This window comes from Natrialba swarupiae, from assembly GCF_008245225.1.
Classification (GTDB): Archaea; Halobacteriota; Halobacteria; order Halobacteriales; family Natrialbaceae; genus Natrarchaeobius; species Natrarchaeobius swarupiae.
Genome location: NZ_VTAW01000004.1, coordinates 95,057 through 121,909 on the forward strand (window position 1 = coordinate 95,057; position 26,853 = coordinate 121,909).

At 59.6% G+C, this 26,853-nt stretch carries 26 protein-coding genes and 1 tRNA gene; 15 read left to right on the forward strand and 12 right to left on the reverse strand.

Annotated elements, in window-relative coordinates; all coding sequences use genetic code 11:
• Nucleotides 1-118 precede the first annotated feature (118 nt).
• The 4 genes from FYC77_RS05170 to FYC77_RS05185 all read right to left on the reverse strand — a co-directional run bounded on the left by FYC77_RS05170 (nt 119) and on the right by FYC77_RS05185 (nt 4,543).
• Nucleotides 119-352 carry a PRC-barrel domain-containing protein gene (locus FYC77_RS05170; RefSeq protein WP_149080441.1) on the reverse strand — a complete coding sequence of 78 codons (234 nt, stop codon included), beginning with the start codon at nt 350-352 and terminating at the stop codon, nt 119-121.
• A gap of 93 nt (nt 353-445) precedes the next feature.
• Nucleotides 446-1,789, reverse strand: a complete 1,344-nt coding sequence (locus FYC77_RS05175; RefSeq protein WP_149080442.1) for a RimK family alpha-L-glutamate ligase — start codon at nt 1,787-1,789, stop codon at nt 446-448.
• An 84-nt stretch (nt 1,790-1,873) separates the two neighbouring features.
• Nucleotides 1,874-3,343, reverse strand: coding sequence for a flippase (locus FYC77_RS05180; protein WP_149080443.1), 1,470 nt, complete (start codon nt 3,341-3,343; stop codon nt 1,874-1,876).
• Between the two features lie 450 nt (nt 3,344-3,793).
• Nucleotides 3,794-4,543: a GNAT family N-acetyltransferase gene (locus tag FYC77_RS05185; protein WP_149080536.1), complete on the reverse strand. Its 750-nt coding sequence runs from the start codon at nt 4,541-4,543 to the stop codon at nt 3,794-3,796.
• Between the two features lie 603 nt (nt 4,544-5,146).
• On the opposite strand from FYC77_RS05185, the gene FYC77_RS05190 reads away from it, so the two are divergent.
• The 5 genes from FYC77_RS05190 (at nt 5,147) to FYC77_RS05210 (ending at nt 10,051) form a co-directional block, all read left to right on the forward strand.
• A complete protein-coding gene (locus FYC77_RS05190) occupies nt 5,147-6,223 on the forward strand; it encodes a succinylglutamate desuccinylase/aspartoacylase family protein (RefSeq protein WP_149080444.1) in 1,077 nt (358 codons plus the stop codon).
• Between the two features lie 268 nt (nt 6,224-6,491).
• A complete protein-coding gene (sdhC, locus tag FYC77_RS05195; protein WP_149080445.1) occupies nt 6,492-6,956 on the forward strand; it encodes a succinate dehydrogenase, cytochrome b556 subunit in 465 nt (154 codons plus the stop codon).
• Nucleotides 6,957-7,322: a succinate dehydrogenase gene (locus tag FYC77_RS05200; RefSeq protein ID WP_149080446.1), complete on the forward strand. Its 366-nt coding sequence runs from the start codon at nt 6,957-6,959 to the stop codon at nt 7,320-7,322.
• A gap of 1 nt (nt 7,323) precedes the next feature.
• On the forward strand, nt 7,324-8,214 hold the full coding sequence (locus FYC77_RS05205) for a succinate dehydrogenase/fumarate reductase iron-sulfur subunit (RefSeq protein ID WP_149080447.1): 891 nt from the start codon (nt 7,324-7,326) through the stop codon (nt 8,212-8,214).
• 1 nt (nt 8,215) lies between these two features.
• Nucleotides 8,216-10,051: an FAD-binding protein gene (locus FYC77_RS05210; protein ID WP_149080448.1), complete on the forward strand. Its 1,836-nt coding sequence runs from the start codon at nt 8,216-8,218 to the stop codon at nt 10,049-10,051.
• A 131-nt stretch (nt 10,052-10,182) separates the two neighbouring features.
• Here the strand turns inward: FYC77_RS05210 and FYC77_RS05215 are convergent, their stop codons facing one another.
• Nucleotides 10,183-10,377: a XapX domain-containing protein gene (locus FYC77_RS05215; RefSeq protein WP_149080449.1), complete on the reverse strand. Its 195-nt coding sequence runs from the start codon at nt 10,375-10,377 to the stop codon at nt 10,183-10,185.
• Nucleotides 10,378-10,574: 197 nt separating this feature from the next.
• On the opposite strand from FYC77_RS05215, the gene FYC77_RS05220 reads away from it, so the two are divergent.
• A complete protein-coding gene (locus tag FYC77_RS05220; RefSeq protein ID WP_149080450.1) occupies nt 10,575-10,802 on the forward strand; it encodes a helix-turn-helix domain-containing protein in 228 nt (75 codons plus the stop codon).
• On the opposite strand, the gene FYC77_RS05225 is transcribed toward FYC77_RS05220, so the two are convergent.
• Together FYC77_RS05225 and FYC77_RS05230 are read right to left on the reverse strand one after the other, a co-directional pair.
• On the reverse strand, nt 10,799-11,614 hold the full coding sequence (locus tag FYC77_RS05225; protein ID WP_149080451.1) for an HD domain-containing protein: 816 nt from the start codon (nt 11,612-11,614) through the stop codon (nt 10,799-10,801). The two genes, FYC77_RS05220 and FYC77_RS05225, sit on opposite strands and share 4 nt — an antisense overlap.
• 126 nt (nt 11,615-11,740) lie before the next feature.
• Nucleotides 11,741-12,220 (reverse strand): redoxin domain-containing protein, encoded by a 480-nt coding sequence (locus FYC77_RS05230; RefSeq protein ID WP_149080452.1) that lies wholly within the window; start codon nt 12,218-12,220, stop codon nt 11,741-11,743.
• Between the two features lie 242 nt (nt 12,221-12,462).
• Between FYC77_RS05230 and tatA the strand changes: the two genes are divergently transcribed.
• The 9 genes from tatA (at nt 12,463) to FYC77_RS05275 (ending at nt 22,297) form a co-directional block, all read left to right on the forward strand.
• Nucleotides 12,463-12,765: a twin-arginine translocase TatA/TatE family subunit gene (gene tatA / locus FYC77_RS05235; protein WP_149080453.1), complete on the forward strand. Its 303-nt coding sequence runs from the start codon at nt 12,463-12,465 to the stop codon at nt 12,763-12,765.
• Nucleotides 12,766-12,780: 15 nt separating this feature from the next.
• Nucleotides 12,781-12,853: transfer RNA gene (locus tag FYC77_RS05240), tRNA-Arg, on the forward strand.
• Nucleotides 12,854-13,473: 620 nt separating this feature from the next.
• Nucleotides 13,474-16,824, forward strand: a complete 3,351-nt coding sequence (locus FYC77_RS05245; protein WP_149080454.1) for a type II/IV secretion system ATPase subunit — start codon at nt 13,474-13,476, stop codon at nt 16,822-16,824.
• Nucleotides 16,821-18,893 carry a type II secretion system F family protein gene (locus tag FYC77_RS05250; protein ID WP_149080455.1) on the forward strand — a complete coding sequence of 691 codons (2,073 nt, stop codon included), beginning with the start codon at nt 16,821-16,823 and terminating at the stop codon, nt 18,891-18,893. Before FYC77_RS05245 ends, FYC77_RS05250 begins: the two co-directional genes overlap by 4 nt.
• 1 nt (nt 18,894) lies before the next feature.
• Nucleotides 18,895-19,431, forward strand: coding sequence for a DUF7287 family protein (locus FYC77_RS05255; RefSeq protein WP_202911775.1), 537 nt, complete (start codon nt 18,895-18,897; stop codon nt 19,429-19,431).
• 1 nt (nt 19,432) lies between these two features.
• On the forward strand, nt 19,433-20,080 hold the full coding sequence (locus FYC77_RS05260) for a DUF7288 family protein (RefSeq protein ID WP_149080456.1): 648 nt from the start codon (nt 19,433-19,435) through the stop codon (nt 20,078-20,080).
• Nucleotides 20,074-21,006, forward strand: coding sequence for a hypothetical protein (locus FYC77_RS05265; protein ID WP_149080457.1), 933 nt, complete (start codon nt 20,074-20,076; stop codon nt 21,004-21,006). Before FYC77_RS05260 ends, FYC77_RS05265 begins: the two co-directional genes overlap by 7 nt.
• Nucleotides 21,003-21,479, forward strand: a complete 477-nt coding sequence (locus tag FYC77_RS05270) for a DUF7266 family protein (RefSeq protein WP_149080458.1) — start codon at nt 21,003-21,005, stop codon at nt 21,477-21,479. Before FYC77_RS05265 ends, FYC77_RS05270 begins: the two co-directional genes overlap by 4 nt.
• Nucleotides 21,476-22,297 (forward strand): DUF7289 family protein, encoded by an 822-nt coding sequence (locus tag FYC77_RS05275; protein ID WP_149080459.1) that lies wholly within the window; start codon nt 21,476-21,478, stop codon nt 22,295-22,297. The genes FYC77_RS05270 and FYC77_RS05275 overlap by 4 nt, the downstream gene beginning before the upstream one ends.
• Here the strand turns inward: FYC77_RS05275 and FYC77_RS05280 are convergent.
• The 5 genes from FYC77_RS05280 to FYC77_RS05300 form a co-directional block, all read right to left on the reverse strand.
• Nucleotides 22,273-23,538 carry a hypothetical protein gene (locus FYC77_RS05280; RefSeq protein ID WP_149080460.1) on the reverse strand — a complete coding sequence of 422 codons (1,266 nt, stop codon included), beginning with the start codon at nt 23,536-23,538 and terminating at the stop codon, nt 22,273-22,275. The two genes, FYC77_RS05275 and FYC77_RS05280, sit on opposite strands and share 25 nt — an antisense overlap.
• A 70-nt stretch (nt 23,539-23,608) precedes the next feature.
• Nucleotides 23,609-24,460 (reverse strand): CheR family methyltransferase, encoded by an 852-nt coding sequence (locus FYC77_RS05285; protein WP_149080461.1) that lies wholly within the window; start codon nt 24,458-24,460, stop codon nt 23,609-23,611.
• Entirely contained in the window at nt 24,457-24,975 is a 519-nt protein-coding gene (locus FYC77_RS05290; RefSeq protein WP_149080462.1) for a chemotaxis protein CheD, read from the reverse strand. Before FYC77_RS05290 ends, FYC77_RS05285 begins: the two co-directional genes overlap by 4 nt.
• Nucleotides 24,972-26,231: a chemotaxis protein CheC gene (locus tag FYC77_RS05295; RefSeq protein WP_149080463.1), complete on the reverse strand. Its 1,260-nt coding sequence runs from the start codon at nt 26,229-26,231 to the stop codon at nt 24,972-24,974. Before FYC77_RS05295 ends, FYC77_RS05290 begins: the two co-directional genes overlap by 4 nt.
• Nucleotides 26,228-26,833: a chemotaxis protein CheC gene (locus FYC77_RS05300; RefSeq protein WP_149080464.1), complete on the reverse strand. Its 606-nt coding sequence runs from the start codon at nt 26,831-26,833 to the stop codon at nt 26,228-26,230. Before FYC77_RS05300 ends, FYC77_RS05295 begins: the two co-directional genes overlap by 4 nt.
• Nucleotides 26,834-26,853: the final 20 nt, after the last annotated feature.

Below are 26,853 nucleotides of genomic sequence, written 5' to 3' on the forward strand. Positions count from 1 at the left end.
GCTATGGCGGTCGCTACCCCAAACGGGTTTCGCCAACCACTCCGGCTAGTGCTTTGGCGCGCCTGCAGTCGACGCTTGGGAGGGTACTAGGTTCCGCCAGGCGTCTACGGGCCGTCGGTCACTCGACCATCAGGTAGTCGTCGACGTTCTGGATCTTGTCGGCGGGAACGAGCAACGTCCCGTCGTCGTCCGTCTCGAAGCGGTGAACGTCGTCCGCTTTCGGCGTTACGAGGACGTACTCGAGTGCACCGGTCTCGACGTTCATCGTGACGTTGTGCACCGTTCCGAGTTCTTTGCCGTCCGATCCCATCACCGGTTTGTTGGAGAGCGTGGATGCGAGGACCGTCGTCATGCGCCTACGTGTTAGCACAACTGAACAATAAAATAACCGGTGGGAACAGTCATCCATCGGTAACCCGGGACTGGCCCCACGTAATGCGGTCCGTTACTCCTCCTCTTCGGGCGTGTCGGCGGGATTGCCGTCGATTCGTCGGCTGACGTCGACCTGGTAGTTCTCGAGGATGTCCCGGCCGAGGAGGACGGGGTAATCCATGTGGCTTCGGTCCTCGACGCTCGCGGTGACGGTGTGCTGGTTGCCACCGACGCCGACGACGACGTCGACGACGGGACGACTCTTCGCGGTCTTCGAACTCCCGGATCGGATCCGTGTGATCGATTTGATCGGACCGGCGCCGATGTCGGCGGCGAGCGCCGTGTCGATGCTCGTCCGCGTCGCACCGGTGTCGGACTTCGCGATGATCGACTTCGACCCGCTCGTCCCCGAGAGGACGACCTCCTCGGTGTAGCCGATCACGGCCGTTTCCTCGCTCGGCTGTGTGGTCTGTACCGGCTGTGCCGTGGGCTGTGAGTCGTCGAGCACCGCGGACAGCTCCTCGACCCGCTGGTCGTCGACCTCACCGCCAGCACGTTCGATCGCGAGTTTCGCGATGTAGGGGGCGGGACTGATGTGGGTCGCCTCGTAGAGCCCCTTGAAGCCGGCGGTCGGATTGACCTCGAGGACGAACCAGCCCTCTTCACTCTCGACGAGGTCGACGCCAGCGTAGTCGAGCCCGACAGCGTCGGCCGCTCGCTGGGCCATCTCTCGAACATCGTCGGGGAGGTCGTCGGTCGCGTTCTCGACGGTGCCGCCGAGAGCGACGTTCGTCCGCCAGTCGTTGTCCGGCGCGTACCGGTACATCGCGCTGATGACTTCGCCGTCGACGACGTAGACTCTGACGTCCCGGTGTCTGAGGTCGTCGTGGTCGACGAGTTCCTGTAAGAACGCGTATCGGTTCCCGACCTTGGCGTTGACCGGCTCGTCCCGGCCAACCTTCCAGGTGCCGCCGCCGTGTGTGCCGATCGCGGTCTTGTACACCGCTTCCTCGCCGTACCGTTCTCGAGCGGCGTTTAACCCTTCGCTGTTGAGCGCGAGGGTGACGTCGGGGGTCCGGACGTCGTTAGCCGCGAGCGTCGTGGCCGTCGAGAGCTTGTGAATCGCCGTGAGGACGGACTTCGGCTCGTTGAGCGTCGGCACGAGCTGGGCGAACGTGTTCGCAAGTCCGAGCTCTTCGGCCGGCTGTTCGGTGTTCGAGAGCAACATCCGGTTTGCGATCACGTCGACCGCCGGCTCGAGGACGACGCTCCCGTCGGTGACGCTGATCGCGGTGTTCTCGGTTCGAAGCCACTCGGTGTCGTGACCTAACGCCTCGACAGCGTTGAGAATGGCCTTGGTTTCCTTGCTCGTGTGTAAACTCAATACCCCGACCGTGACGGCGTCAGCATCGCTCATACGTATCCAACACAAAGCTGGCGGATAAGTATTCGTAGTTAATCCGACGGAAGCGAGCCAGTGGCGGGCGACACACCGTCTCGATCAGCCGACGACCGATCTGACGTCGCGCAGATCGACGAATCCGCTGACCAGGACGAGCACGGCCCAGACGAGGCCACCCAGGCCGATGGTGGCAAACAGCATGAGGACGGTCGAAACCATCGGCGTCACCAGCAAGACGGCGACAGCCATCGCACCAGTGATCGAGCAGATGATCGCCATCGAGCGCCCGAGACGAGCGAGTCGAAGCGAGAGCTCCGTGTGGACGATGTAGAGGTTCACCGCCACGTACACCGAGTGCGTTGCGACCGTGGCGAGGGCGGCACCGACGACGCCGATCGTCGGAATCAACAGCAGGTTCAACCCGAGATTAGCCGCCGCAGTCACGCCTTTCGCGACGGCGCGAGCCCGCGCCCGGCCCAGGTAGTCGAGACTGTCACTCGTCAGGTTCGTAATCGCCTGGAGGACGACGAACGCCGCGAGGATCTGGAGCACCGGAACGGCTCCCGCGTAGTCCCCCCCGAAGACGAGCGTGATGAACGGTTCGGCGACGATCGCCAGGCCGGCCGCCGCCGGCACGTACACCAACATCGTGTGGGTCAGCGACGTCTCGTAGATCCGACGGGCCTCCTCGAGTTTCCCGGCGGCTTTCTGTTCGCCGAAGTTCGGCGAGATCGTGAAACCGAGCGATTCGGCCGGCGCGAGAACGAAGTCGGTAATCTGTTTGCCCAGGGTGTAGAAGGCGACGGCCGCGGGTGTGAGAAAGACGCCGACGAGAACGGTGTCGATCTGCTTGTCGACCACGTTGGCGCTTCTGGTCGCGGTAAGCGGCACGCTGTACTCGGCGAGGCGTCTCGAGAGTCCCTCCTCGTACGTCGGCGCGGGATCCGTGGGACGATAGAACCGGTAATAGAGGACGGCCATCCCGAAGACGGCGGCGATCGCGTAGCCGACGATGTAGCCGAACAGGGCTCCGAGCGCGCCGAGGCCCATGAGTACGAACAGAACCGCAAAGACGAGACGGGCTGTGCCGCCGATAGCCTGGACCGCCGCGCTGTACTCGAGGCGGTTGAATCCCTGGAAGGCGATCTGACTGAAGACGTTAAAGGAGTTGACCGTGATGTAGAGGACGCCGGCCGCGAGAAACGGGGCGGCGCTCGGGTCGCCGAGGAGGACTGCGATCCGTTCGTGAAATACCAACAGGGCGGAGGCGACGACGGTGAGCACAACGAGTTTGAACGCGACCGTCGACCGTAGCAGGTGTGGGATCTGGCCGGGATCGGTCTCGCGATACTCGGAGATGTATCGCGCGGCCGACTTCCCGAGACCGACGTCGGCAAACAGTTGGACGACGGCCAGGATACCGATCGCCCAGTACAGCGCGCCGTAGCCGTCCGGGTCGAGCAGGTAGCGTGCGAGAACGAACATCAACAGCGCGCTCGAGATCATATAAATCGCTCGAGCGACGAGCGTCGCTTTGAATCCGCGGACGATATGTTCTCGTGTACTCATGGTAGGTGCCAGTCTCGTGTACTCGACGGCGGTCGGCGTGGGGATGTGACCTAACTAAGGCGGATTCGGACGGTCCGACCAGTAGGGGAGAAAGCGCAATCGGACAATTGTAATGTGGATACAACAGTCGAGTGAGGCTCGACAGCGAACGATAGTCGACGATTACAGTGAGACGGTTTACTGTCGTCGGTACCGCCGAATCCGCGACCCGTCTGCGGTTTCAGCGGTACAACGGTACAGCAATCCGTCCGAACCCGTCCCGAACGCGTCGACGGTCGAACCCGGCGACGTCCACCGACCCTGTGTCGACTCGGGAGGTAAGGATCACCTACAGAGTGCTGTACCTCGAGAGACGACCCTGATTGGGACGGTCACGGTACGACTGTGTCCCGTCCGATCGTGAATATCGTCCCAGACTAGCTGGCTCGGAACGCGACTCGGGAGGCTGGACTAGAGATACGAGGCGTCCCATCGGGTCGCCTTCCGGCGGTTGCCACAGGTGTTACACTCGATCCGGCCCATCGCATCCATCGCGTTGTCGATCGAATCGCAGTGGCCACAGAGCCACGCGTAGCGTTCGTCCCGGTCGGCTGTCTCGTAGACCGTGTAAAACGGAGACTTCGAGCCGCGAGCCGCCTCACCGTAGCTGACGTACAGTCGCTGGCCGTCGACCTCGAGTTCGTCGGTCGCGCCCCAGCCTTCGCCGTCGATCTCACTCTCGGCGTAGACGTTCTCGACGAACGTCTCCTCGCCGATGTCGACCTCGCGCTGTCCGGCTTGCTCGAAGCCGTGCTCGCGGTAGAACTCGTTTCCGCCCTCGTTGTCCTCGAGGACGAAACAGTGGATCCGTTCGGCACCCTCCTGAAGCAGTTTCTCGCGGGTGCGTACGAGCAGACGAACCCCGGTTCCGCTTCCCCGCTGGTCGGGGTCGACGTGCAACCAGAGGATCCGACCTGTGCGATGTTGCTGGCCGATCAGATCGCTCTGGGAGAACGCGACGATCGTTCCGTCGCGCTCGACGACCAGAACGAGCGAGTGATCGTCGATCAGTTCTTCGGCGAACGATTCGCCGTACCACTGCTCGATCGCATCGTCGACGGTATCCTCGTCGAGAAAGTCGGTGTAGGTCGATCGGAGCGACTGACTGGCGATCGAGCGGATTGCATCGACGTCCGACTCGGTGGCCTCACGGATGTCCATGCGTAGCTGTAACATGGCAAAGTACAAAACGTATGCCCACGGTTTGATTGTCCAGTTACGGATCAGCGTCGTCACGGAGTCACCTTCGCCATGGGGAGTGAGAGGCAGCGAACGAAAGACGGATCGCGGTTGCACCAGGGCGTCGGTGCAGTGAAGTACCGCGGGGGCAAGCCCCGCGGCTTCACCGTTTTGACCGCACGTCCCAAAACGGGCCGTGCTGTCGCAGGCGAATTTAATTCCCCTCGTCCTCCCCGCGATGGGTCGGTTGGAATTAACACCCGAACGCCCGGCGCGTCCGTGAGGGTCGACGGCTCCACCCCGCCCGACAACACCCGTCTCACCGCCATAGCGGGTTTTGAGAGGTGTCGCATTCCTCGCAACTGCCAGCAGTTGCTTCGGATTGAGGTCTTCAATCCCCGTCGCAACTGTATCCTTCAGTACGGTTGGATGAGTAGTAAAGCTTACGCGATTCACCCTCGGGGTCAAGCCCCGAGGCACTCTCGCTGTCTCTCTGTAGAACCCATCACCAACCCGCGCCAGCAGTCGTCGGTCGAGGCGATCCGTAACGACAAGGTTCTCGTCGTTGCTCTCCGAGAGTGGTGTATGAACGACGACTCGAGCGACGAACCGCCCGACGAACGTACAGACGTCGACGACGAGGCGTTTACGTACAACGGTGGACGGGTCGACCCAGGCGAGTCGGCAAACATCCGGTACAGCATCAGTGAAACGTATCTCGGCGATCCCGTCAAGATCCCTGTGACAGTCATCAACGGCTCGAAGCCGGGACCGACGGTCTTTCTGTCGGCGGCGGCACACGGCGACGAACTCAACGGGATCGAAGTCGTCCGCGAAGTCGCCCACGACTGGGATCACTCCGAACTCCACGGGACGCTCGTCTGTCTGCCCGTGATGAACGTTCCCGGCTTTCTGGCCCAGGAACGGTACCTCCCGATCTACGACCGGGATCTGAATCGATCGTTTCCCGGACGCGAGGGATCGACGAGCGCTCGACGAATGGCCAATCGGATCTTCACGAACTTCATCGAGCCCTGTGACCTCGGGATCGACTTTCACACGTCGACGCGCGGACGAACGAACATGCTCCACGTCCGCGCGTCAGTCGACGATCCGACAGTCGGTCGTCTCGCTAAGGCGTTCAGTTCGAACGTCATCATCGGTGGTGAGGGTCCGTCCGGAACCCTTCGACGGGAGGCAACAGAGGCGGGCGTTCCGACGATCACCGTCGAGATGGGTGAGGCACACCGCTTCCAGCGCCCGTTGATCGACCGTGCGCTGACCGGCGTCGCCAGCGTGCTCGCGGAGTTCGGCTGTCATCCGGAGTCGTCGGTCCACTGGCCCGGCTGGCGGACGATCATTCGCGACGAAGACGAGAAAACCTGGCTTCGCGCTGACGCGGGCGGAATCGTCGATATGAAGCGGGGGCGTGGCGCGCTCGTCGAGGAGGATGAGGTAATCTGTACGATCACCAACCCGTTCAAAGAGGACGACGACATCGTCACCGTCGACGCTCCGTTTACCGGGCTCATCGTCGGTGTCCTCGAGAATCCCGTGGTCTACCCCGGAAACCCATTGTGTCACCTCGTCGGTCTCTCCTCGGATACGCTGACGGCACTCGAGCGCGAACGAACGATGGAGCGGTCCCAATCCGAACTGTGACCGTGGTAGCTAATGACACCACGAGTATTCGATCGTTGGTAGTAGCCACTGCACGTCATTGCACATCCGATCGCCAGGGAGTCGGAGATCGGTGTGTAAATCGTTTCAGTTGTTACGATAGAGCCACACGGCTGTGGCGATCAGACAACTTGGTGTTTTGTTAGCGAGACCGATTCATTCCTTTCCGAATGAATATTCTCGCCACTCTCTACCAGGAGTGACAAAAGTAACTTCTATACCTCCACGGTCTAACCGTCCACACGAGCGCATGAGTCAGTCTTACAATCGCGGCCTTATCGAGGACTACGGCCGCTGGAAAGAGTTCTCGGCCGGCATGTGGGCGTGGATCTTCCACAAGTTCACCGGGTGGATGTTGATCGGCTATCTGTTCACTCACATCGCCGTGTTGAGTACGGCAATCGGGGCAGCACAGGGCGAGACGGTCGAAGTGTTCGCGGAGGATCTGCCGAACGTCGAGGGGACCGGCCTCACCGAGGTCGACATCTACACGGCGACGCTTGGCGGGCTCGAGGGCCTGTTCATCGTTCGGCTCCTCGAGGTCGGCCTGCTCGCGGTGGCAGTCTTCCACATCCTGAACGGGCTCCGTCTGTTGATGATCGACCTCGGAATCGGACTCGAGGCCCAGGACAAGAGCTTCTACGCCTCGTTGATCCTGACGGGGATCATCACCGTTGCGAGCGTTCCGACCTTCCTGAAAGGGGTGGGCTTTTAGATGGCTGAACGATACTCCTCGTTCGCGCCGGGCGGAACCGCGTGGCTGCTCCAGCGCATCACGGCAGCGTTTCTCGTCGTCGTTCTCGCTTTCCACTTCTTTCAGCTTCACTTCGTTAACCACGCGGCCGAGGTTACGTTCATGGGTACGCGAGCCCGGATGGAGAACGTCGGCTACTTCCTGACGATGGTGCTGTTTCTCATCGCCGGAACGTTCCACGGCGTCAACGGCGTTTACAACGCACTCGTCAATCAGGGTCTCAGCGGCACCCCCAAGAAGGTAGTGCTCGCGGTCCTGACGATTGCAAGTGTGGCACTGATCGTCCAGGGAATCTGGGTTGCACTCGCGATGGCGGGGATGATCTAACATGAGCACGCAACAACAGGAGCCGGAAACCCAAGAACCGGAGACGCAAGAAGCACCGGAAGACCCCGAGATGAAAGGGGCGGAGTCGCCACAGCAGCGGCGACTCGACGAAAAACAGGAACGAATGGTCGACGAGCGATCGGAATCGGAAGCCGAAGCCGAGGGCGAGACGGTTCACATCAAGGTGTTCCGCTACGACCCCGAAGTCGAAGGAAAACAGGAACCGCGTTTCGACGACTTCTACGTCCCCTTCGAGAAGGGGATGACCGTCCTCGACGCGGTGATGTACGCCCGCGACGAGTTCGACTCCTCGCTGACGTTCCGACACTCCTGTCGCCAGGCCGTCTGTGGCTCCGATGCCTTCTTCGTCAACGGCAGACAGCAACTCGGCTGTAAGACCCAGATTTCGGAACTCGAGCAGCCGGTTCGGATCGAACCGCTTCCCCACCAGGAGGTCGTCAAGGATCTGGTCGTCGACATGGATCACTTCTACGACCAGATGCACGCCGTCGAGCCGTACTTCCAGCAAGAAGATCTTCCCGAGGGAGAACTCGAGGAACAGCGCCAGAGCCGGGAGAACCGCGAGAACGTCAAGATGTCGACGCGGTGTATCTGGTGTGGTGCGTGTATGTCTAGTTGTAACGTCGCGGCGGGAGACAACCAGTATCTCGGGCCGGCGGCGATCAACAAGGCCTACCGGTTCGCGATGGACGAACGCGAAGACGAGGAGATCAAAGAACACCGGCTCCGGCTCTTAGAGCAGGAACACGGCGTCTGGCGGTGTCAGACCCAGTTCTCCTGTACCGAAGTGTGTCCGAAGGACATTCCGCTCACCGAGCACATCCAGGAGCTCAAGCGCGAAGCAGTCAAGAAGAACCTGAAATTCTGGTAATATGTACGAACACGACGTCATCGTGGTCGGCGCTGGCGGCGCCGGCCTCCGGGCGGCAATCGCAGCGAACGAGGCGGGGGCCGATACGGCCATCGTTTCGAAACTCCATCCAGTTCGCAGTCACACTGGCGCGGCCGAAGGCGGGATCAACGCCGCGCTTCGGGAGGGCGACGACTGGGAACTCCACGCCTACGACACGATGAAGGGGTCGGACTACCTGGGTGACGCTCCGGCGGTCGAAACCCTCGCACAGGACGCCCCCGACGAGACGATCCAGCTGGAACACTGGGGAATGCCGTTCTCCCGCGAGGACGACGGTCGAGTCTCCCAGCGGCCGTTCGGCGGTCTCTCGTTCCCGCGGACGACTTACGCCGGTGCCGAGACCGGCCACCACCTCCTTCACGTGATGTACGAACAGGTCGTCAAACGCGGCATCCAGGTCTACGACGAGTGGTACGTGATGAACCTGGCGACGAGCGACGAGGCCGACCCGAACGACCGCGAGTGCCACGGAGTCGTCGCCTACGACGTCCAGTCCGGAAACATTGAAGGGTTCAAGGCAAACAACGGTGTCGTTCTCGCGACCGGCGGCCCCGGTCAAGCGTTCGATCACACCACCAATGCCGTCTCCTGTACGGGCGACGGTCACGCGATGGCCTATCGCGCCGGCGCACCACTCGAGGACATGGAGTTCATCCAGTTCCACCCGACTTCGCTGCCGTCGACGGGTGTCCTCATCTCCGAGGGTGTCCGCGGCGAGGGTGGCATCCTCTACAACAACGACGGCGAGCGGTTCATGTTCGAGTACGGCTACGCGAACAACGACGGCGAACTCGCCTCTCGTGACGTCGTTGCGCGGGCCGAACTCACGGAAGTGAACGAAGGACGCGGCGTCGACGACGAGTACGTCCACCTCGACATGCGCCACCTGGGCGAGGAACGCATCATCGACCGCTTAGAGAACATCCTTCACCTCGCAGAGGACTTCGAGGGCGTCGACGGTCTCGTCGAGCCGATGCCGGTCAAACCCGGTCAACACTACGCGATGGGCGGCATCGATGTCGACGAGAACGGACAGACCTGCATCAACGGCCTCTACGCAGCCGGCGAGTGCGCTTGCGTCTCCGTCCACGGCGGGAATCGCCTGGGCGGCAACGCCCTTCCTGAGCTCATCGTCTTCGGAAAACGCGCGGGTCGTCACGCGGCCGGCGAGACCCTCGGTGAACCCGAGATCGAGACGGGATACGGCGACGATGTCGAGGACGAGACCGACGCCGACCTCCCCGTCCAGCCCGGCGCAACCGGTCTCGAGACGAGCGGCGACGTCGCCGCAGACGGTGGCGTCACGGCCAGCGTTGACTCCCTCGAGCGCGCCGTCGAACGCGAACGCGAGCGCGTCGAGCGGCTGATGGAGAAAGACAGCGGCATCCAGCACGCCGAGATCCGCTCGAGGCTCCAGAACGCAATGACCGACTACGTCAACGTCTTCCGGACCGAAGAGGGCATCAAGAAGGCACTCCGGATCATTCGCGACTGCCGCGAGCAGTACCAGGACGTCTACGTCGACGACCCCTCGCGGACGTTCAACACCGACCTCCAGCAGACCTACGAGACGCGCAACCTGATCGACGTCGCCGAGACGATCGCACTCGGTGCGCTCGTGCGCAACGAGTTCCGTGGCGCTCACTGGCGTCAGGAGAACCAGGTTCGCGACGACGAGAACTGGCTCAAACACACGCTCATCTCCTGGGACGGCGGCGAACCGAATATTTTCTACCGCCCAGTCATCCTCGAGGGCGAGGAGAAGACCTACGAGCCGAAAGTTCGGAGCTACTGACGACGCTCCGTCGACTCGTTTTCGCGGCCGTTCCCGATCGGTCTCCGGAGGTTCCGCCCGAGAAACCGGTCCCATCGCCGGAATACGACGCGATCAGCGTGTACAGCGGTTATAGGGTGTCTCGGAGACGGTCAGGCACCGAGTAACTCGAGGAAATCGACACCGACTTCGAAGTGGTCGATAATCTTGTATCCCACGTAGATCCCGATGATACCCATCACGCCGGGGAGCTCCGGTGGTGCGGGGATCGGGATATTCAGAAACCGAAACAGGGCACCGGTCAGCAATCCGGTCAAGAGTGCGAGGATGGTAATCTGGGTCGACATCGTGTCTCCTGTCCCAGGGGACGTACAAAAACGATACGACGATCGGTACAACGCGACGAAATCGGTCGTATCGCTCCGAATCGGTGTCGTTTCGGATCGGTCGTCGCTGTTCGGCTCGTCGAAACACGGTGACGGGGTCCCATTATCGACGATCGTTGAAACACAGATTTATTATCGTCGAACTTCAGAGATCGAATATGACCTCGACAGTGGAGCAGGGAACCGACGTGTCAGTGCCAACTGATGTTACTACGCCGCGAGCGAAATTAGTCTACTACTATCTCGCGACGAAAGACGGCGCGACGGCTGACAACCTTCGGTCGGATCTCGCCATCAGCAAGGGGAACGTTCTCTCGATCGTTGGAACGTTACGGGAGCGCGGCCACGTCAAACGGGTTGATGGACGGTACGAACTCGCCGACTAAAGCTCGATCCGTTCGACGAGTTGTTCGTGGTTTTCGTTCGTGTTGACGGCCACGATACGGATATCGTCCTCGAGTCCGGAGCCACGGAGTTTCGCCTTCAAGAGATTGTCCACCTGGTAGACGCCTGCCGCGTTCGTCATTGCTATTTCGACCATCACTGGACTGGTCTCGCCCTCGTACAGCGAGACCCGTTTGATCGCCTGGCTCGAGAGGGTGTTGATCCCGCGGCCGCCGTGTTCGTAGGGAATCCGTGAACGGCCACTTTCCATGTCGAGTGCGTCGGCGACGCGGATGATACCGGCTTCCGTCGTCAGCGGCGTCTCGGCCGTGTGGTGACAGAGAATTGCGTGGAGTACCTCGCCTTTCATTCGCACGACGTCGGGGAGGTCGTAGAACTCCGCTAAGACTCGATCGAGGATGTCGGCGGCCAGCGGGATCGAGTAGTAGACGTGTTCGTTGCGGTGGACGACGTGGCCGACGTCGTGGAGTGTCGCCGCGAGCGCGATGATTACCGACTCGTCTTCCTCGTCGAGCCCTTGCTGGCGTGCACCGTTGAAATCGACGTCACCGGCTTTGAGGAGATCGTACAGACAGAGCGCCCGATTTCGGACGATCTCGATGTGTTTGGTCCCGTGATCGTTGTACTGCATCCGATCGACCGCATTGATGTTCTGTGCTTCGAGGTAGGTCGTGATCTCCTCGTCCTCGTCGACGAACTCGAGGATGGCGTTCAGTTTCTCGTCGGGGAACTCGTGTTCTTCAGTAGGATCGTAGACGCGCTTGGAATCAGTCCCAGGGTCGGGTTCGTTCATACGTAGTCGTCAGTCGGTAACGTAAAAAACGATGCGGCGAGGCAATCGCTTGCCAGAGTGGCGTCGGTTCCGTCGACCGTTCGTCCGGGATCATCGATTACCGGTACCGAACGAGAACGATCCGTATCAGGCCGCGTCCTCGGCCGCAGCTTCGACTTCGACGTACTCCGGTTCGACGCCTGGGTCGTCGCTCACCCACGAGTAAACGATCTCACCGCTGTCGTCGACGACGAACACCGAGCGCTTGGCGACGCCGTAGACGCCGAGGTCCTCGAAGTCCATCTCGATACCGTAGTCGGTGATGATCTCGGCGTTGAAGTCGCTTATCAGCCCGAACTCGAGGTCGTTCTGGTCGCGGAACTCGTTGAGCGTGAACGGGGAGTCTCGGCTGACGCCGTAGACCGACGCGTTTACGTTTTCGAACTCCGCGAGGCGCGATTGAAACGTACACATCTCGTCCGTACAGACGCCGGTGAACGCGGCAGGGAAGAACGCGAGGACGATCGGTGCCTCCTCCTCAAGGCGTTCGGAGAGCGTAAAAGAATCGACGTCGCCGTTTGCGAGCGGTGCGGTAAAATCGGGTGCGCTGTCGCCAGTTTCAGACATCGTCTGTCCCTTACGTATACGTCGGAAAGATTGTTTCGTTCCCAGAACGGTTCGGTCCCGGAACGGACCGGCCACGCTAAGCGCAAACACGAGCCGCTCTCGACCGTGGATACCGATTTCCAACTCGGTAACTCGGGGATCAATTTCGGCGTGTTCGGGTTCGAACAACTTTTTCGGACGTTCTTCGATAGCTGTCCGAGGCAAAAAGGTTATAATTGCCAGCCGGTAAGCCACGCATAGAGATGGTAGCCGAAATTGCACCGTTGTTCATCCCTGGTGCACCCGGGGGTCCGGAATTACTGATCATCCTTTTCATCGCCATCTTGCTGTTCGGGGCAAACAAAATCCCCAAGCTGGCTCGATCGACGGGTGAGGCAATGGGGGAGTTCCAGAAAGGGCGTGAAAAGGTCGAAACGGAACTGGAGGAGATGCGTGATGGAGATTTCGAGGAGGACGAAGAGGCCGACTTCGTCGATACGGAGCCGGTGACGACCGAGGAGACGGACGCTGAAACCGAAACCGAAACTGAAACCGAATCGAACTGACGTATTTTCTCGGAAGGGCGTGTGGCCTAGCGGAGAGGGCAGGAGGTTCCTAACCTTCTGATCGTGGGTTCGAATCCCGCCACGCCCGTGCAGCGAGCCACGCAATGGCGAGCGAACCGGCACGGCGGATTCGAATCAGGGAGAGGAGAAGCGCAACGACCGTGATTCGAGTCCAGTCGTACGGACTGTTGTCTCGTTCTACCGGATATTGCCGACTCTGTCCGAGCGATCACCAGTAACTGTCATGAGTTCGGCAGCGAGCGCCGCATGCGACGAGTGGACTATCCCGGGTTGCCCCCGACTGAGAGTGGACTACGATGAAGGAGAAACGGCGGTTCCAGGTACCGTGTCGACGGTACTTCCTCGAGCCGATGGACGACTTCGGTTTTCCGTAATCGCGGGCGAGTCGTCTCGAGACCGACAGCCAGATACCGTCTCACAGATATTCGGGTCACGTTCGTCCGACAAACATTACAATTAAACAACAAAATCCCACATGTGAATTTATCACCGCCAAATATGTATTTTCGACTTCTAAATAGGAAATTATATAATGTGTCGGTTACTGGAACAATATTTGTTCAGGTAATTGTAGGATAGTGGCCCCACTCTGTAACTATGGCTCGTCAAAATGAGGTTTTAGTCCAATTATCATGGGTGATAATAGGCGCATGAATTTTTTGAAGGGTGGGAGTTTGGGTGGTACCAATGGCTATTGATGAGGCCGACCAGTCGGATGCCGGGGAATTTTCCGAGGGCGAGGCATCCGATCCCGCGTCGGAGGAACGATCGGATTCTGGTGTGGGCTCACACGTCCGGGTTGGCGAGTATACGTGGGCCGATTTCATGGAGGAGTACGGGTACGGTGACGAGGTTTCGACCCTGTATTCTGGAGCCGGTTCCAGAGATCCCAGCGACCAACTCGGGTTGGATACCGACGAAGGCAGTGGCGCGGTTCCACGCGCCGACGACTGGGACCGCGTGACGTTCGATCCCGAGGCATATCTCGGGTATCAACCGGACGAGCTTCCTGAACAGGTTCTCCCGATCTGTGGAACCAAATCCGAACGCCTTCAGGACCAGTTTCTCGAGCATTGCGATCCCGAGACGACACCGGTCGTCAAGGATGTCTGGTCGTGGGAACACTACAAGTGGGAAACGTACTACGACGAAAACGGCAACCGACCACGCGACAGTAGCGGTGAGATCGTCCCGTTCGACGGGGAAGAAGCGCTCGGATTCGACCCCGACCACGTCGAGGAACAGCTCTCGCTCGGCGACGATATCGCGATGGCCTTAGACGAGGTCATCGAGGAACGGACGGTTTCCATCCAGGAGGAGATCGACGAAGACGAGTTCTTCTCGACCGACGCCGGTAACACGACCGTCACCAACCGGTACGACCTCGAGAAGGCAGTTCCACTCGAGAAAAAGAGCCACTTCAGGGAAGTCGAGCGCTACTGGGTGAACAAACCCTACGCTTGTGTTATCATCTTCCATTCCGAACGGGAAAACGAGAAGAAGTACTACGTTATCGAACCGTACTTAAACGAGATCGAACTGGAACTCAAGGAGTTTCTCACCGGAAAACTCCGACGAGCGATCAAGTACTCCGAGGAGGGTGTCAAAGAAAAGACGAGCGAGGACGGCCGTCGAACCGTCATCGAAGACGAAACGAGAAAGCTCCTCAAGCGGTACGACCTCTTCGAAGCGATGGGAGGGAACACGAAAGCCGGGTTCCTCGCCTCGCTGCGGTCGGCGCTTTCGAGTGACGGCGACATCGACGGCGAAGCTGATGAACTCCAAGGGATCGAGGTTCGCCCTGAACCGCTCATCCTCGATGAGGACCCAGACACGTTAAACGAGTACCAGGTCGAGAAGCTGCTGTACCTACTCAAGCGCGACTTCATCGGCTACGAGCGAATCGACGGGATCAAACACGACATCAACGTCGAGGACATCTCCTGTGACGGCTACAACTCGCCGGTGTTCGTCTACCACTCCGAGTACGAGCAGATCATCTCCAACATCTACCACGGTGAGGACGAACTCGACGATTTCGTCGTCAAACTTGCCCAGCGATCCGGGAAAGGGATCAGTAAACGACTGCCACAGGTCGACGCGACGCTCCCGGACGGCTCTCGTGCACAACTGACACTCGGCAAGGAGGTTTCCGACCACGGAACCAACTACACCATCCGTCAGTTCAAAGACGTTCCGTTTACCCCGATCGACCTCATCAACTGGAACACGTTCAGCTTAGACGAGATGGCGTTTCTCTGGTTGGCGATCGAGAACCACAAGAGCCTGATCTTCGCTGGCGGTACTGCATCCGGGAAAACGACCTCGCTGAACGCCGTCTCGCTGTTCATCCCGAGTAACGCGAAGATCGTCTCCATCGAGGACACCCGCGAGGTCGAACTCCCACAGCGAAACTGGATCGCGAGCGTCACACGCCCGTCGTTCAACGACGATGCACAGGGTGACGTCGACGAGTTCGACCTCCTCGAGGCCGCGCTTCGTCAACGCCCCGACTACATCGTGATGGGTGAGATCCGTGGTGAGGAGGGTCGAACGCTGTTCCAGGTCATGTCGACGGGTCACACTACGTACACGACGTTCCACGCTGACTCCGTCGACGAGGTCCTCAAACGGTTCACGACGGATCCGATCAACGTCTCGAAGACGATGTTCACCGCGTTGGATCTGGTCTCGATTCAGACGCAGACGCGAGTCCAGGGGACGAAAGTCCGTCGAAACAAGTCACTTACCGAGATCAACCACTACGAGGCCGAACACGACGAGATCAACGTTCAGGACGTCTACCAGTGGCAGGCCGAAACCGACGAGTTCCTCAAGATGGGGGACTCGAACACCTTAGAGGAGGTCCAGTTCGACCGTGGATGGAGTACGGAGAAACTGCAGGAAGAACTGTTCAAACGCGAAGTGATCCTCGCGTACCTCATCAAAAACGAACTCAACACCTACGCCGAGGTCGCGGCGACCGTTCAGGCGTTTATCAACGACCCCGACACGATCCTCACACTCATCGCCAACGGCCAACTCGAGGACAGCCTGAACGACCTCCGGGAGATGGAAAGCGTGTTGATCGACGTCGACCAGGAGAAAGAGGAACTGGTTCCCCGCCCATCCGCGACGAGCGAGACGTACAATCTCTCGATGGATATCCTGGAGCGAGCGGAGGAGTCGTTGTTCGACGAGTACCGCGGAAAGGTTCCGAGCGGGCTCGCGAGTGCACTCGGCGACGTCGAAGCCGAGGAAACAGTCGAGGTCGAGTCGGACGACGAGTTCGACTTCACGAGCGGACTCGACGAGGCGGAGTGGGCGTTCGAAGACGAGAGTTCCGATGCCGACTCGAACGCAGGCATTGACGACGAGGGCGAACCGGAGTGGTTCGGCGAGGACGATGGGGTCGGATCGCCGGCCGACACCGAGGCACTCGAGCCGGTCGATGGATCGGCTGATCGCTCGACCGGGGAACCAGCGGCGGCGTCGACCGAAACGGATCCCGCCGATGTATCCGAATCCGGCGACACAGCACGCGCTGATTCACCGAGTTGGGAATCCGACGACACGAAACCGACGTCCGGGGAGACGACCGGCAAAGCGGACGTTCCTGACGACGAAACGCTGGGCGGCCTGTTCGACGACATGGACGAGACGTTGGAATCGATGGGTGACCGTCGTTCCGACGACGATCCGAACACCGGTGAGAGCGATCCGATGTTCCCCGAGGGAGAACTTGACGCTGTCTTCGATCCAGAGCAAGACGGCGAAGAGACATCCGCCGACTTCAGCAGCGAACTCGACGATACGCCCGCTGGAAATACTGGACGGGCGGAGACGGATCAATCGGAGGCTGTCGAGGGATCGGATCCCGAATCAATCTTCGGGACGCATCCGAGTTCACCGTTCAGCGACGACGTAGACGACGGTGCTGGCGACGAAGGCTCTCTGTTCGGAGATGATTCGGACGACGACGAATCGCTGTTCGGCCGCGGGAACGGTACGACTGACGACGAGGAGACCGACACATGAGCCTTCAAACCGACGACGCAGGGATCGGTGAGAGCGACGGTCTCTCCGGCGGGACGGATGCACTCGGCGACGCGTTCTTCCCGCTGTATCGTCGCCTGTTCGACGAGAACAGCGAGTTCGTCGCCGACGTCGAGACAAAACTCTCTCAGGCCCGAATGACCGATACAGTCGAGCTCTACCTCTCACGGGCGCTCGGTATCGGCGTCATTTCTGGATTTGCCCTCTGGCTGATCGGGCTGGTCCTCGGCTGGGCCGTCTTCGGAACAGGTCTAGTCCAGGTCGACTACCTCATCGGCATTCCGGTCGGAAACGAAACTGCACTTACACTCATCGACCTGCTCCGTGCACCCGCGCTCGTGATCATCGTTGGACTCGTATTCGGGACGGTCGGGTTCGTCCTCGGGTTTGGCTCGCTCGTTGCTATCCCCTACTCGCGCGTCTCGAATCGCAAACGCGAGATCAACATGTTGCTCACCGATTCGGTCTCGTTTATGTACGCGCTGTCGGTCGGCGGACTCAATCAACTCGAGATCATCGAGGCGATGGCTGAAGCTGACGACACCTACGGTGAGGTATCAAAGGAGTTCCAAAGCATCGTCAAGGAGACCGACTACTTCGGCGTCGACTACCGGACTGCCATTCGGAAACAGGCGATCGAGACGCCGAGCGACGAACTGTCGCAGTTTTTGACGGACATGCTCTCGATCGTCAACAGCGGCGGTGACATGCAGAGTTTCCTCGAGGACAAGAAAGAAAAGCATATGCGAACCGCCAAACAGGAACAGGAAATCACACTCGAGACGCTCGAACTGTTCGGTGAGATGTATATGACGCTGTCGCTGTTCCCGTTGCTGTTGATCATCATCATGGTCGTCATGCAGATGATTCCCCAGGCCGACGTGGCGGATAGTCTGCTCTTTATGACCGTCTACGCGTTGATTCCGTTGATCGGTGTCGCGTTCATCGTTCTCGTCTCAACGGTCAAACACGACGAGCCCGGCGACGGCTACCTGACGATGGGTGGCACCGGTCGACGCGTACAGGATCCCCGCGATCAAGGCGTGCTCAACCTCGGTCTGATCAACCAGTTTGCCGGCGAGCGAAGCGTCTTCGACCGGATCAAAAACCGGGAAGGCGCACACGAGACGGTGAACGTCTTGCGACGGCCGCATATTTTCTTCCGTGACAATCCACTCTACACGCTCGCGTTGACTGCGCCGATCTCGATTGCGATCATCGCCGTCGCGGTCGTCATCGGATCCGCGCCCACGACATGGAGTGGAACGGATGGACTGCTAGACCATCCCATCTGGGGAACGGTCATCTACGTCTATATCCCCCTGTACGTTATGGCGATCCCACTCGCCATCTTCAGCGAGTGGAACCTCAGACACCGAAACGCGGTCGTCAGCCAACTGTCCGAGGACCTTCGAAAGCTCTCGAGTTCGAACGACACCGGACTGACCCTGCTCGAGTCCCTCAAGACGGTCTCGGATACGACCAGCGGAAAACTGGCCCAGGAGTTCGAGACGATGCACGCGAAGGTCAACTACGGGATGAGCCTGAAGGAGTCGCTCATCGAGTTCAACAACAAGTATCACATTCCGAGACTCGCCCGGACGACTCGACTCATCACCGAAGCACAGGAGGCGTCCAATCAGATCTCCGACGTGCTTCGGACGGCCGCCCAGGCCAGCGAGAACCACGACGATCTGGAGCGAGAACGGCGCTCTCGAACCCGGATGCAGGTCGTCATCATCATCATGACGTTTATTACGGTTCTGGCCGTGATCGCGATCCTCAAGACGCAGTTCATCGACACGATGGCCGGCCTCGAGACGGGTAACGGCGGTGCATCCGGTGGCGACGGCGAACTCGCGGACGCCGACCTGAGCGAGAACGTCGACGTTCGGATGCTGTCGGTGTTGTTCTTCCACGCGATTACGCTCCAGGGAATTATCTCCGGATTCATCTGTGGGTATATCCGGAACGCGGATCTCACGAGCGGGTTGAAATACGTGGTAATCCTGTCGACGGTCGCGCTGTTTGGCTGGTCGATGGTGGCTTGAGATGAGCCGAGAACGATCACGAACCGTTTCGGTCGGGCTCGACGAACGCGGGCAGACGACCCAGGATTTCGTCGTCGGACTGGGGCTGTTCGTCCTCGCCGTCGCGTTCGTCTTCATGACGGTTCCGAACTTCATCGCAACCCCGACGGGATCGATCGACGGAGGGGATCTCGCTCAAGGCGACCGAGTTGCGGCGACGATCGTCGACGACACCGAAACGGAAACACCGAACGAACTCGACGGGAGGGACATCCTCGAATACGACAGCGGTGACTTGCACAAAGATCTCGGATTGCGGGAAACCAGCGACAACGATCGGTTCGATAGAGTGAACGTGACGGTCAGGGCGCTGAACGCGACGGCGGACGATGGCCCCCTAGAGGCGGATCTTCCGGGTGCTATGGATGGCGAGCAACTTGCATTCGGGGACGAGTACAACAACCAATCTGCCGTACAGGTGAACCGAATCGTCACGGTTCGGGACATCGAGGAGGATTACGACGGAAAACCGGTGAGACTCGAGGTGCGGATGTGGTAACATGAACGGGAAACGACGATCACGAAACGACGACGGCGACGACCGCGGACAGATGTACACCCTCGAGGGGTTCGCCGCGGCTGCGGTCGTACTGTTCGCACTGTTGTTCGCGATGCAGTCGGTAGTCATCGCACCGGGGACCGGTGGTGCGGTCGACCGGACGGCCCAGGCACAACAGCAACAGCAACTGCAGGACGGCCTCGTCGTCTCGGCACACGCCGAGGAAGGAAATCTTTCGTCGATGGTTCTGTACTGGGCACAGAACGGATACCTCGAGAACGAACACTTCGAGGACGAAAACCAGAGCGGCGAGTACCCGTTCGCCCTGGCTGAAGTTCTCGAGGAGGAGTTCTCGGGGTCCGGAATTGGCGATGATTACACGATCGAGTTCGTCTACCAAAACGAAAGTACGGGAAACACGGAATCTGACTACATAAAGGAAGATACGTACACATCGGACGATCCGGGTGCCGTAACTGCGAGTTACATGATAACGATACACGAGGACCAGAATATGACCGAAATGGATAACGGGACGCTCAGGGATAGTGATGAACCGATCCACACAGTGGACAGCGAACTCCCAAGGGGCGATCCGAATTCGGATCCTATCTACAACGTCGTGGAGGTGCGGGTGACGTCATGGTGACGAACAAATCCCACGACCGGGCGCAGATGATCCTCATAGGCGGTATCGTCATCGCGTTTGTCATCCTCGCGACGATCGTCGCGTTTAACGGGTTAGTTCACACCGAAGAACTTTCTTCGAGTTCGACGGGCCAGAGCGCAACCGACGTATCGGTAATGAATAGCGAAATCACGCAGGATCTTCAGACGATTGCCGTCAAGAGTCCCGAAATTGACGAAGATGACGACATCGGAGAGGTCCTCGAAAACGAAGACGCGGAGGACGTGTTCTTAACGGAAGCCGAATGGCAGAGCATGGTCGAGGATAACTACGAACCCGAATACCGATCAGCGAAAGCCCAGAATCGCTCAGTTGTCTTCGATATAGAGAGTGCGAATGAGGGGGCAACTCTTGGTGTGAATTTAGATGGCAGAAACACAGGTGGTGGCACTACTGGTACCTTCGACATTTTTGATGCAGATGATTTTGACAGAGGGAAGGTTTATCACTTCAGCCTCACGGGTTCCACGTCTGCCAACGTCGCTGGGGAATACGAAATTAATAATGAAAGCGGTGCTGACGTCACGGTAGAGTACTCCAGGGGTGGCGGAACCGATCCGTTCGAGGTGACTGTTGACGGAGAAACGTGTTCGTTCGATAGCGATACTGGTGAGATCGATTTAGTAACCGGTGAGGTAACAGATCAGGTTGGGGGATCCTGTGATGAGGATGATTTTTCGGTAATCGACCCTGACGCCATCTACAATTCGATCGATGTACACATTAGTATGCCCGGGAATCCCGAGTACGAAATCATCGGCCTTGGCGAGGTTCCCGAGGCAGACAATGAGGTCCCCGGAACCCTGGAGATTGAGTACACGTACGAGTCGATGGAGGTCCAGACAGAACAGGCGATTGAAGTCGATCTGTACCGTGATCTGTTATGAAACGCAACCAATTCACAGACGACCGTGCCCTCTCGAGTGCCATCACCCACGTCCTCACGATGGCGATGACGACAATTCTCATCGCCGGACTCTTCTTGAGTTCGGGTGCGATGCTCGAGACCCAGACCGAAATGAGTACCGAGCAGTCACTCGAGACGATCGGCGAGCGGTTGGCGGGCGAAATCGCCCACGTCGATCGGTTGGCTGACGATGGCGGTGCGGTGAATGTTACGACCGAGCATCCCCGAACGATCGCGGGGTCGACGTATCGCGTCCACCCATCGGGGGACTGTGGGAGTGATCCGTTGCTGAGAGACGACGTACAGTGTCTCAACCTGACGACGGGAAGCGGGGGGACGCAAGTACTCGTTCCACTCCCGGAGGACCTCGAGATCGATTACGATAGTTCGGCATCGTCCGGAACCATCGAAATCGGGTACGACCAGAGCGAGGATGAAATCCGCCTGCAATGATCCGAAATTCGCCACCGAGAATCAATCAAGGGAGCCAGGACGAGCGAGGAGTTACCGAACTGCTCAGCTTCATCCTGATCTTCGCGATCGTCCTCACGTCAGTCGTTCTCGTCGGACTCGTCGGGTTTCAGGCCGTCGAGGACTATCACGAAAACGAACGACTCGCGAACGCGGAGCGCGCCGTCGATACCTTCGCCACCAACGGTAACGAATTTGTGCGAAGTGACGCCGTGACACACCGATCCGGTGACGTCAGGGTCAGAGGCGGGACGATCTCACCGGGTGAGGAAGGGACGGATCTCGACGTTACGGTTCAGGACAACTCTGGAGCCGAACTCTGGTCGTGGAACGACGAATACGGCTCCGACGACCTCGGTGCGTTCGTCTACGATAGCGGTGACGCCTCCGAAACGATCGCGTACGTCGGTGGCGGCGTCTTCCGCCAGAGCGACGGCTCGAGTGCAGTCGTCTCGGAACCGATGTTCACCTGCCGCGAGGAGACGGACACGGCGATGATATCGCTCGTGAAAATCGACGACGATAGCCGATCGATCCAGAGCGCCGAAGCGACCGAGTTCGAGATAGAACACCGAGACAGTACGAGAGAGTTCTTCGACGAGGATATCGATTCCGTCGAAATCGAGGTCAACGACGGCCCGTATGCAGACGGCTGGGAAATGTACTTCGAGAACGACGATAGTTGGGAGTCGATGGGTTCGAACCAGTGGCGATGTGGTGATCCATCTAATGATCTCGACCGCGTCTCAATCGATATCGTCGAGATCGACATCGACTACGAATCGCCGGACGACGATTGATCCCAGTCACCGGTCAACAACACGCGCAGGCCCGCTCGAGCGGTGAGCGCTTCGACACGAGCCGAGTGATCGTCGACGTCGCCGCCGGTCTCGAGGTAGAGTCCGTTCGAGAGCTGTCGGTCGGCGTCCATCGGCGTGTCGTCGGCTCGCCGTGGCTCGTCGTTGACGACTGTGTTACCGTCGTCGGGTCCCCAGGGAAGCCTGATTCCGGAGAGTCCGCGTTCGAAGAGGTACTCCGCCGCGTGGACGAGCGCCCGATCGGATCGCGAGTGGCCGATCGCCCCGATCGAACCGCGCTCGTTGAAAAAGCGCGCGACGTACTCGCCGTCGCCCTCCACGGACGTTTCCTCGTCGTCTTCGGTCGCATTCCCGTCGGCACTGTCGCTTTGCTCGTGCGTTCCGACGTCGGTTCGGTCGTTCGCCTGGTCGGCGGACTCAGACTCGACGTACTGCGTTTCGCCGTCGTCCGACCGATCGATCGTCGGTGGCGTCGAGTCCTCGGGAGACGGTCCATCTTGGCCGGTTCCCGCTTCTGGCGGCAGGTGCCCGTCGTCCGAGTCCGTCGGTTCGGTAAATCGCAACGAGACAGCCTCGGGTTCGGGATCGAACCGATCGTTCTCGTCGCCGGAAAACGAGACGACCAGCCGGTCGAGAAACCGATTGGTCGCGGACTGAATCTCCCCGTCGTACGCCCCACCGTTCCGGAGCGTCGACGTTACCTGGTCGACGATCGATTCGACGAGTTCGTCGCGCTCGAGTGCGAGTTGCCGGGCGACGTCTTCGCGGGAGTGACGCTCGAGACGCCGTCTCGCAGCATCCCGCGAGAAGTGTGCAAGCGACGATTCGTGGTCGGCCAACGACGGGAGACGACAGGCGAGTCGGTCGACGTCGGTCGTCCCCGCGAGCAAGAAGAACTCGCGTCCGTTCGTGTAGACGGTCCTGTCGACGCCGGTCCACGACATCGCCTCGAGAAGGTTCCGTGCTCGGGGTTCTTCGAGGGGCTCTCCGTAGGGTTCGATGGCGACGAATACGGCTGGAATCGAGTCCGCCGAGAGGACGTATTCGATCCGAACGTCCTCGATACTGACGTCCGTCGTCGAATCCGCACGGACGTCCCAGCCGAGCGTCTCGAGGAGGGGTTCGACGATCCAGGTTCGCGTTTCGCGTTCGGTCGTCGGCGGCGAGGAGTCGATCACCGTCCGCGAGCGAGCGACGAACGAAGGGAGGTCCGGGCCGGTCATCGTCCACCGATAGATGGTCGACGATCATGTAATGGTCGGTCGTCATTCACGGGGAGAGAGCGAGCTATACTCAGCGACTCGCATCCGGTTCGGCGCGATCGGCCGACGATTCGGGTGTTGGTTCCCGTTGATAGATCCGAAGCCGTGCATCGCGGACGGCGAACTGGGAGTTCAGGGTCGGAGGAATCGTTTCGGCCTTGCCGATCACGAGATATCCGTTCGACCGGAGCGACTGGGCGATGGTCTCGAGCATGGGCTGTTTGTACTCGTTGTCGATGTAGATAAACAGGTTGCGACAGACGACCAGGTCGAATCCCGATTTCGGATCGTCGTTGATCAGGTCGTGGCGTTCGAACGAGACGTTTCGCTTCGTGTCGTCGCTGATCCGGTAGGTACTGTCGTCTCCGACCTCGACGTACTGGTCGTACTCGTCGAGAAACTCGAGTTGATCCTGGATGTCAACGGTCCGTGATTCGGTGTAGACGCCACGACGAGCCGTCTCGAGTGCCGGTTCGCTGATGTCCGTCCCGAGAATCCGAACCGTCGACGCGTCGATTGCTGGATCGTCGTGCGCTAACATCGACAGCGAGTAGGGTTCCCGACCGTCGGCACACGCGGCGCTCCAGACCGTGATCTCGTCGTCGGATCCGGCGACGTTCCTGAGGATGGTTCGAATCCCTGCCCAGACATCCGGATTTCTGAAAAATCCCGTAACGTTGATGCTCATCGCCTCGAGAAGCGCCGTCTGTTCGTCGGCGTCCGTCCGGAGGACTTCGAAGTACTCCTCGTACGTCTCACACTGCGTTCGACGCATTCGAGAGGAGACGCGCCGGTCGAGGTAGCTATCGTTGTAATGACTCGTCGCGAACGCGAGTTCGTCCTCGACGAACGCGAGAAGATCCTCCAGTGTGTCCTCGCTCACAACTCCGTCACTCCGTTTTCCTCCTCGTCGGACGTCTTGACGAGAAGCCGTCCCGTCCCCGGAGTGAACTCGACGGTTCGCCCGTGGTCACCGCCGACGTCCTCCGCAACGAGCGGTACGCCGAGTTTCTCGAGTTCCTCCCTGGCGGCGTCGGCGTTTCGTTGTCCGACTCCCTCTCCGAAGCTATCGAACTCGAACATGTCGCTTCCGCCGGCGATCTTCGCCTCGACGGAGGTGTAGCTTGCACCACGTTCGACCATTCGTCGGAGGAGCGCTCTGATTGCGGTGTCCGCGTACTTTCCGGGTTTTCTGTCGCTGTTGTCGGCTGCGTCGCCGTCAGGCAACATCGCGTGTGCGAGCCCGCCGATCTCGTCTTCGGGATCGTACAACGCGATCGCGAGACACGATCCCAGGCCGTAGGACTTGAGTGTGTCGTCGCCGTCGCTGACGGCCAGTTCGGAGATACCGACCTGGACTGGAGACGGCGCGCCCGGTTCGCTTCCGTACGTCTTCATGCGTTATCGACTTCCTGAAACTCCGCCGTCGTCGGCGTCTCCTCGATTCGATCGACGTCGAGATCGTTCAATGCGCGTTCGAGGTCCGATTCGTCCGCGATCGCGTACACTTCACAGTCGAACTCCCGGCCGTCGGCAACGACGACGGTGTCGAAGACGAACGCGAACTCCTGGTTCGAACCGAGTTTGACGATGACGGGATCGACGGCTGCAGCGCCCATATCGTGGACAAATTCGGGAGTCGAGTGATCGATCGCGGTATCGAGGACGTTCGCCCAGCCGTCGAGAAAGCCACTGGCCATGATGTTTCCCAGTTCCTTGATCGCGCTTGTTCCCATCTCTCCGAACCCGTCCTCGTCGACCGACGACGGAACCATCGCGTCGACGATCTCGTGTGCGGACTCCTCGTCGAACAGAAAGATGAGGTATCCGCTTGGGACGCCCTCGAACTCGAACGCGACGCTTACCAGTTTCTCGTCGGGAACCTGTTCCGGGATCGTTTCGAGGGAGACGAAGTTTAGCCGGCGGATCTCTACGTTGGTTTCGATACCGGTAAGCGTCGTCGCGGTTTTGGCGACTTCCTCGGCACCACGTTCGGCCATTCGATCGAACCCATCGAGTTTGTCGTACTCGATACCCTCACTCGTTCGAAGCTGATCGAGTAGCGCTCCCATCGACTCGCGTTTCGGAAACAGGTAGTGGTTGAAGCCGATTTCGGTGTCGACTGCCTCGATCCGACTCTGAAAGAGCAATGCGAGGTCGTCGTCCCCAGGAGAACCGGATACCCCGTCGAAGAACGGTTCGGCGGACTCTCCTTCGATGAACTCGGGAGTCGAGACGTCGATGACTGTCTCTAATACGTCGGCCCAGCCGTCGATGAAGCCGCTGTTCATGATGTGGCCGACCTCGGTCGTTGCGCTCCGACTCATTCGATCGAACTCGTCAGTTTCGACGTCGAGTTCGGCATCCGAGTCAGCTTCGTCGAGGAGTGTTTCGACGATCCGAATCGCGTTCTCGCGGTCGAAGACGATCAACGAGTACCCCTCGATCGCACCGGTGAGTTCGACCCGGACACCCACTTTCGTTTTCGATGTTCGAAAATCTCGGCGAATCTCCTGACCGCGCATGAAGTTCAATTTCGTCACTCCGACCCGGGTCTCGACGCCAGTCATGTGGGTCAACCGACCCGCAGCGAGTCCCGTCCCTTCCCGGGCCATTCGATAGAACGTTCCGAGTGCGTTGACGTCGAGTCTCATGCAGTTTGAACTTCGATACCGTTGACCATTTCGACGAACTCCTCGAGGTCGGGAAACGCGTAAATTTCGGCCTCGATCTGGTAACTCGGGACTGTCAGATCCGAGTCGAAAAAGAGGGCGAGGTCGTCGCCCCCGAGACCGGCCGTTCGAGTAACGATGTCGCCGCCGGGTGCGTAGACGAGCTGTGGCGCGGCGATATCGATTACCCGCCCGAGTACGTCGGCCCAGCCGTCGATAAAGCCACTTGCCATCATGTTCCCCATCTCCTCGACGGCGCTTCTGGCCATCTTGCCGGAGACGTCGGACATGTCGTCGACGACGTCGCTGAGCATGATCGCCGTGATCTTCTTCGCGCTCGCCTCGGGAAACAGGATAAGGATGTGACCGTGTGGAGGATCGAGTAGACGAACTCGAACGCCGACGCGTTTGCCGGGATCGAGCTGTGTCTCGATATCGTCGACGTCGACGAAGTTCGTCTTCGTCACCTCCATCTGGGCGTTCTCGCCGGTCAACTTGCTCATGTTGTCGGCGACGCCGTTCGTCCCGACTTTCGCCATTTCGTTAATGAAACTCAACTTTCGGATGTCGACCATCAACGTCATTGGATACTCCGTGAATGTTC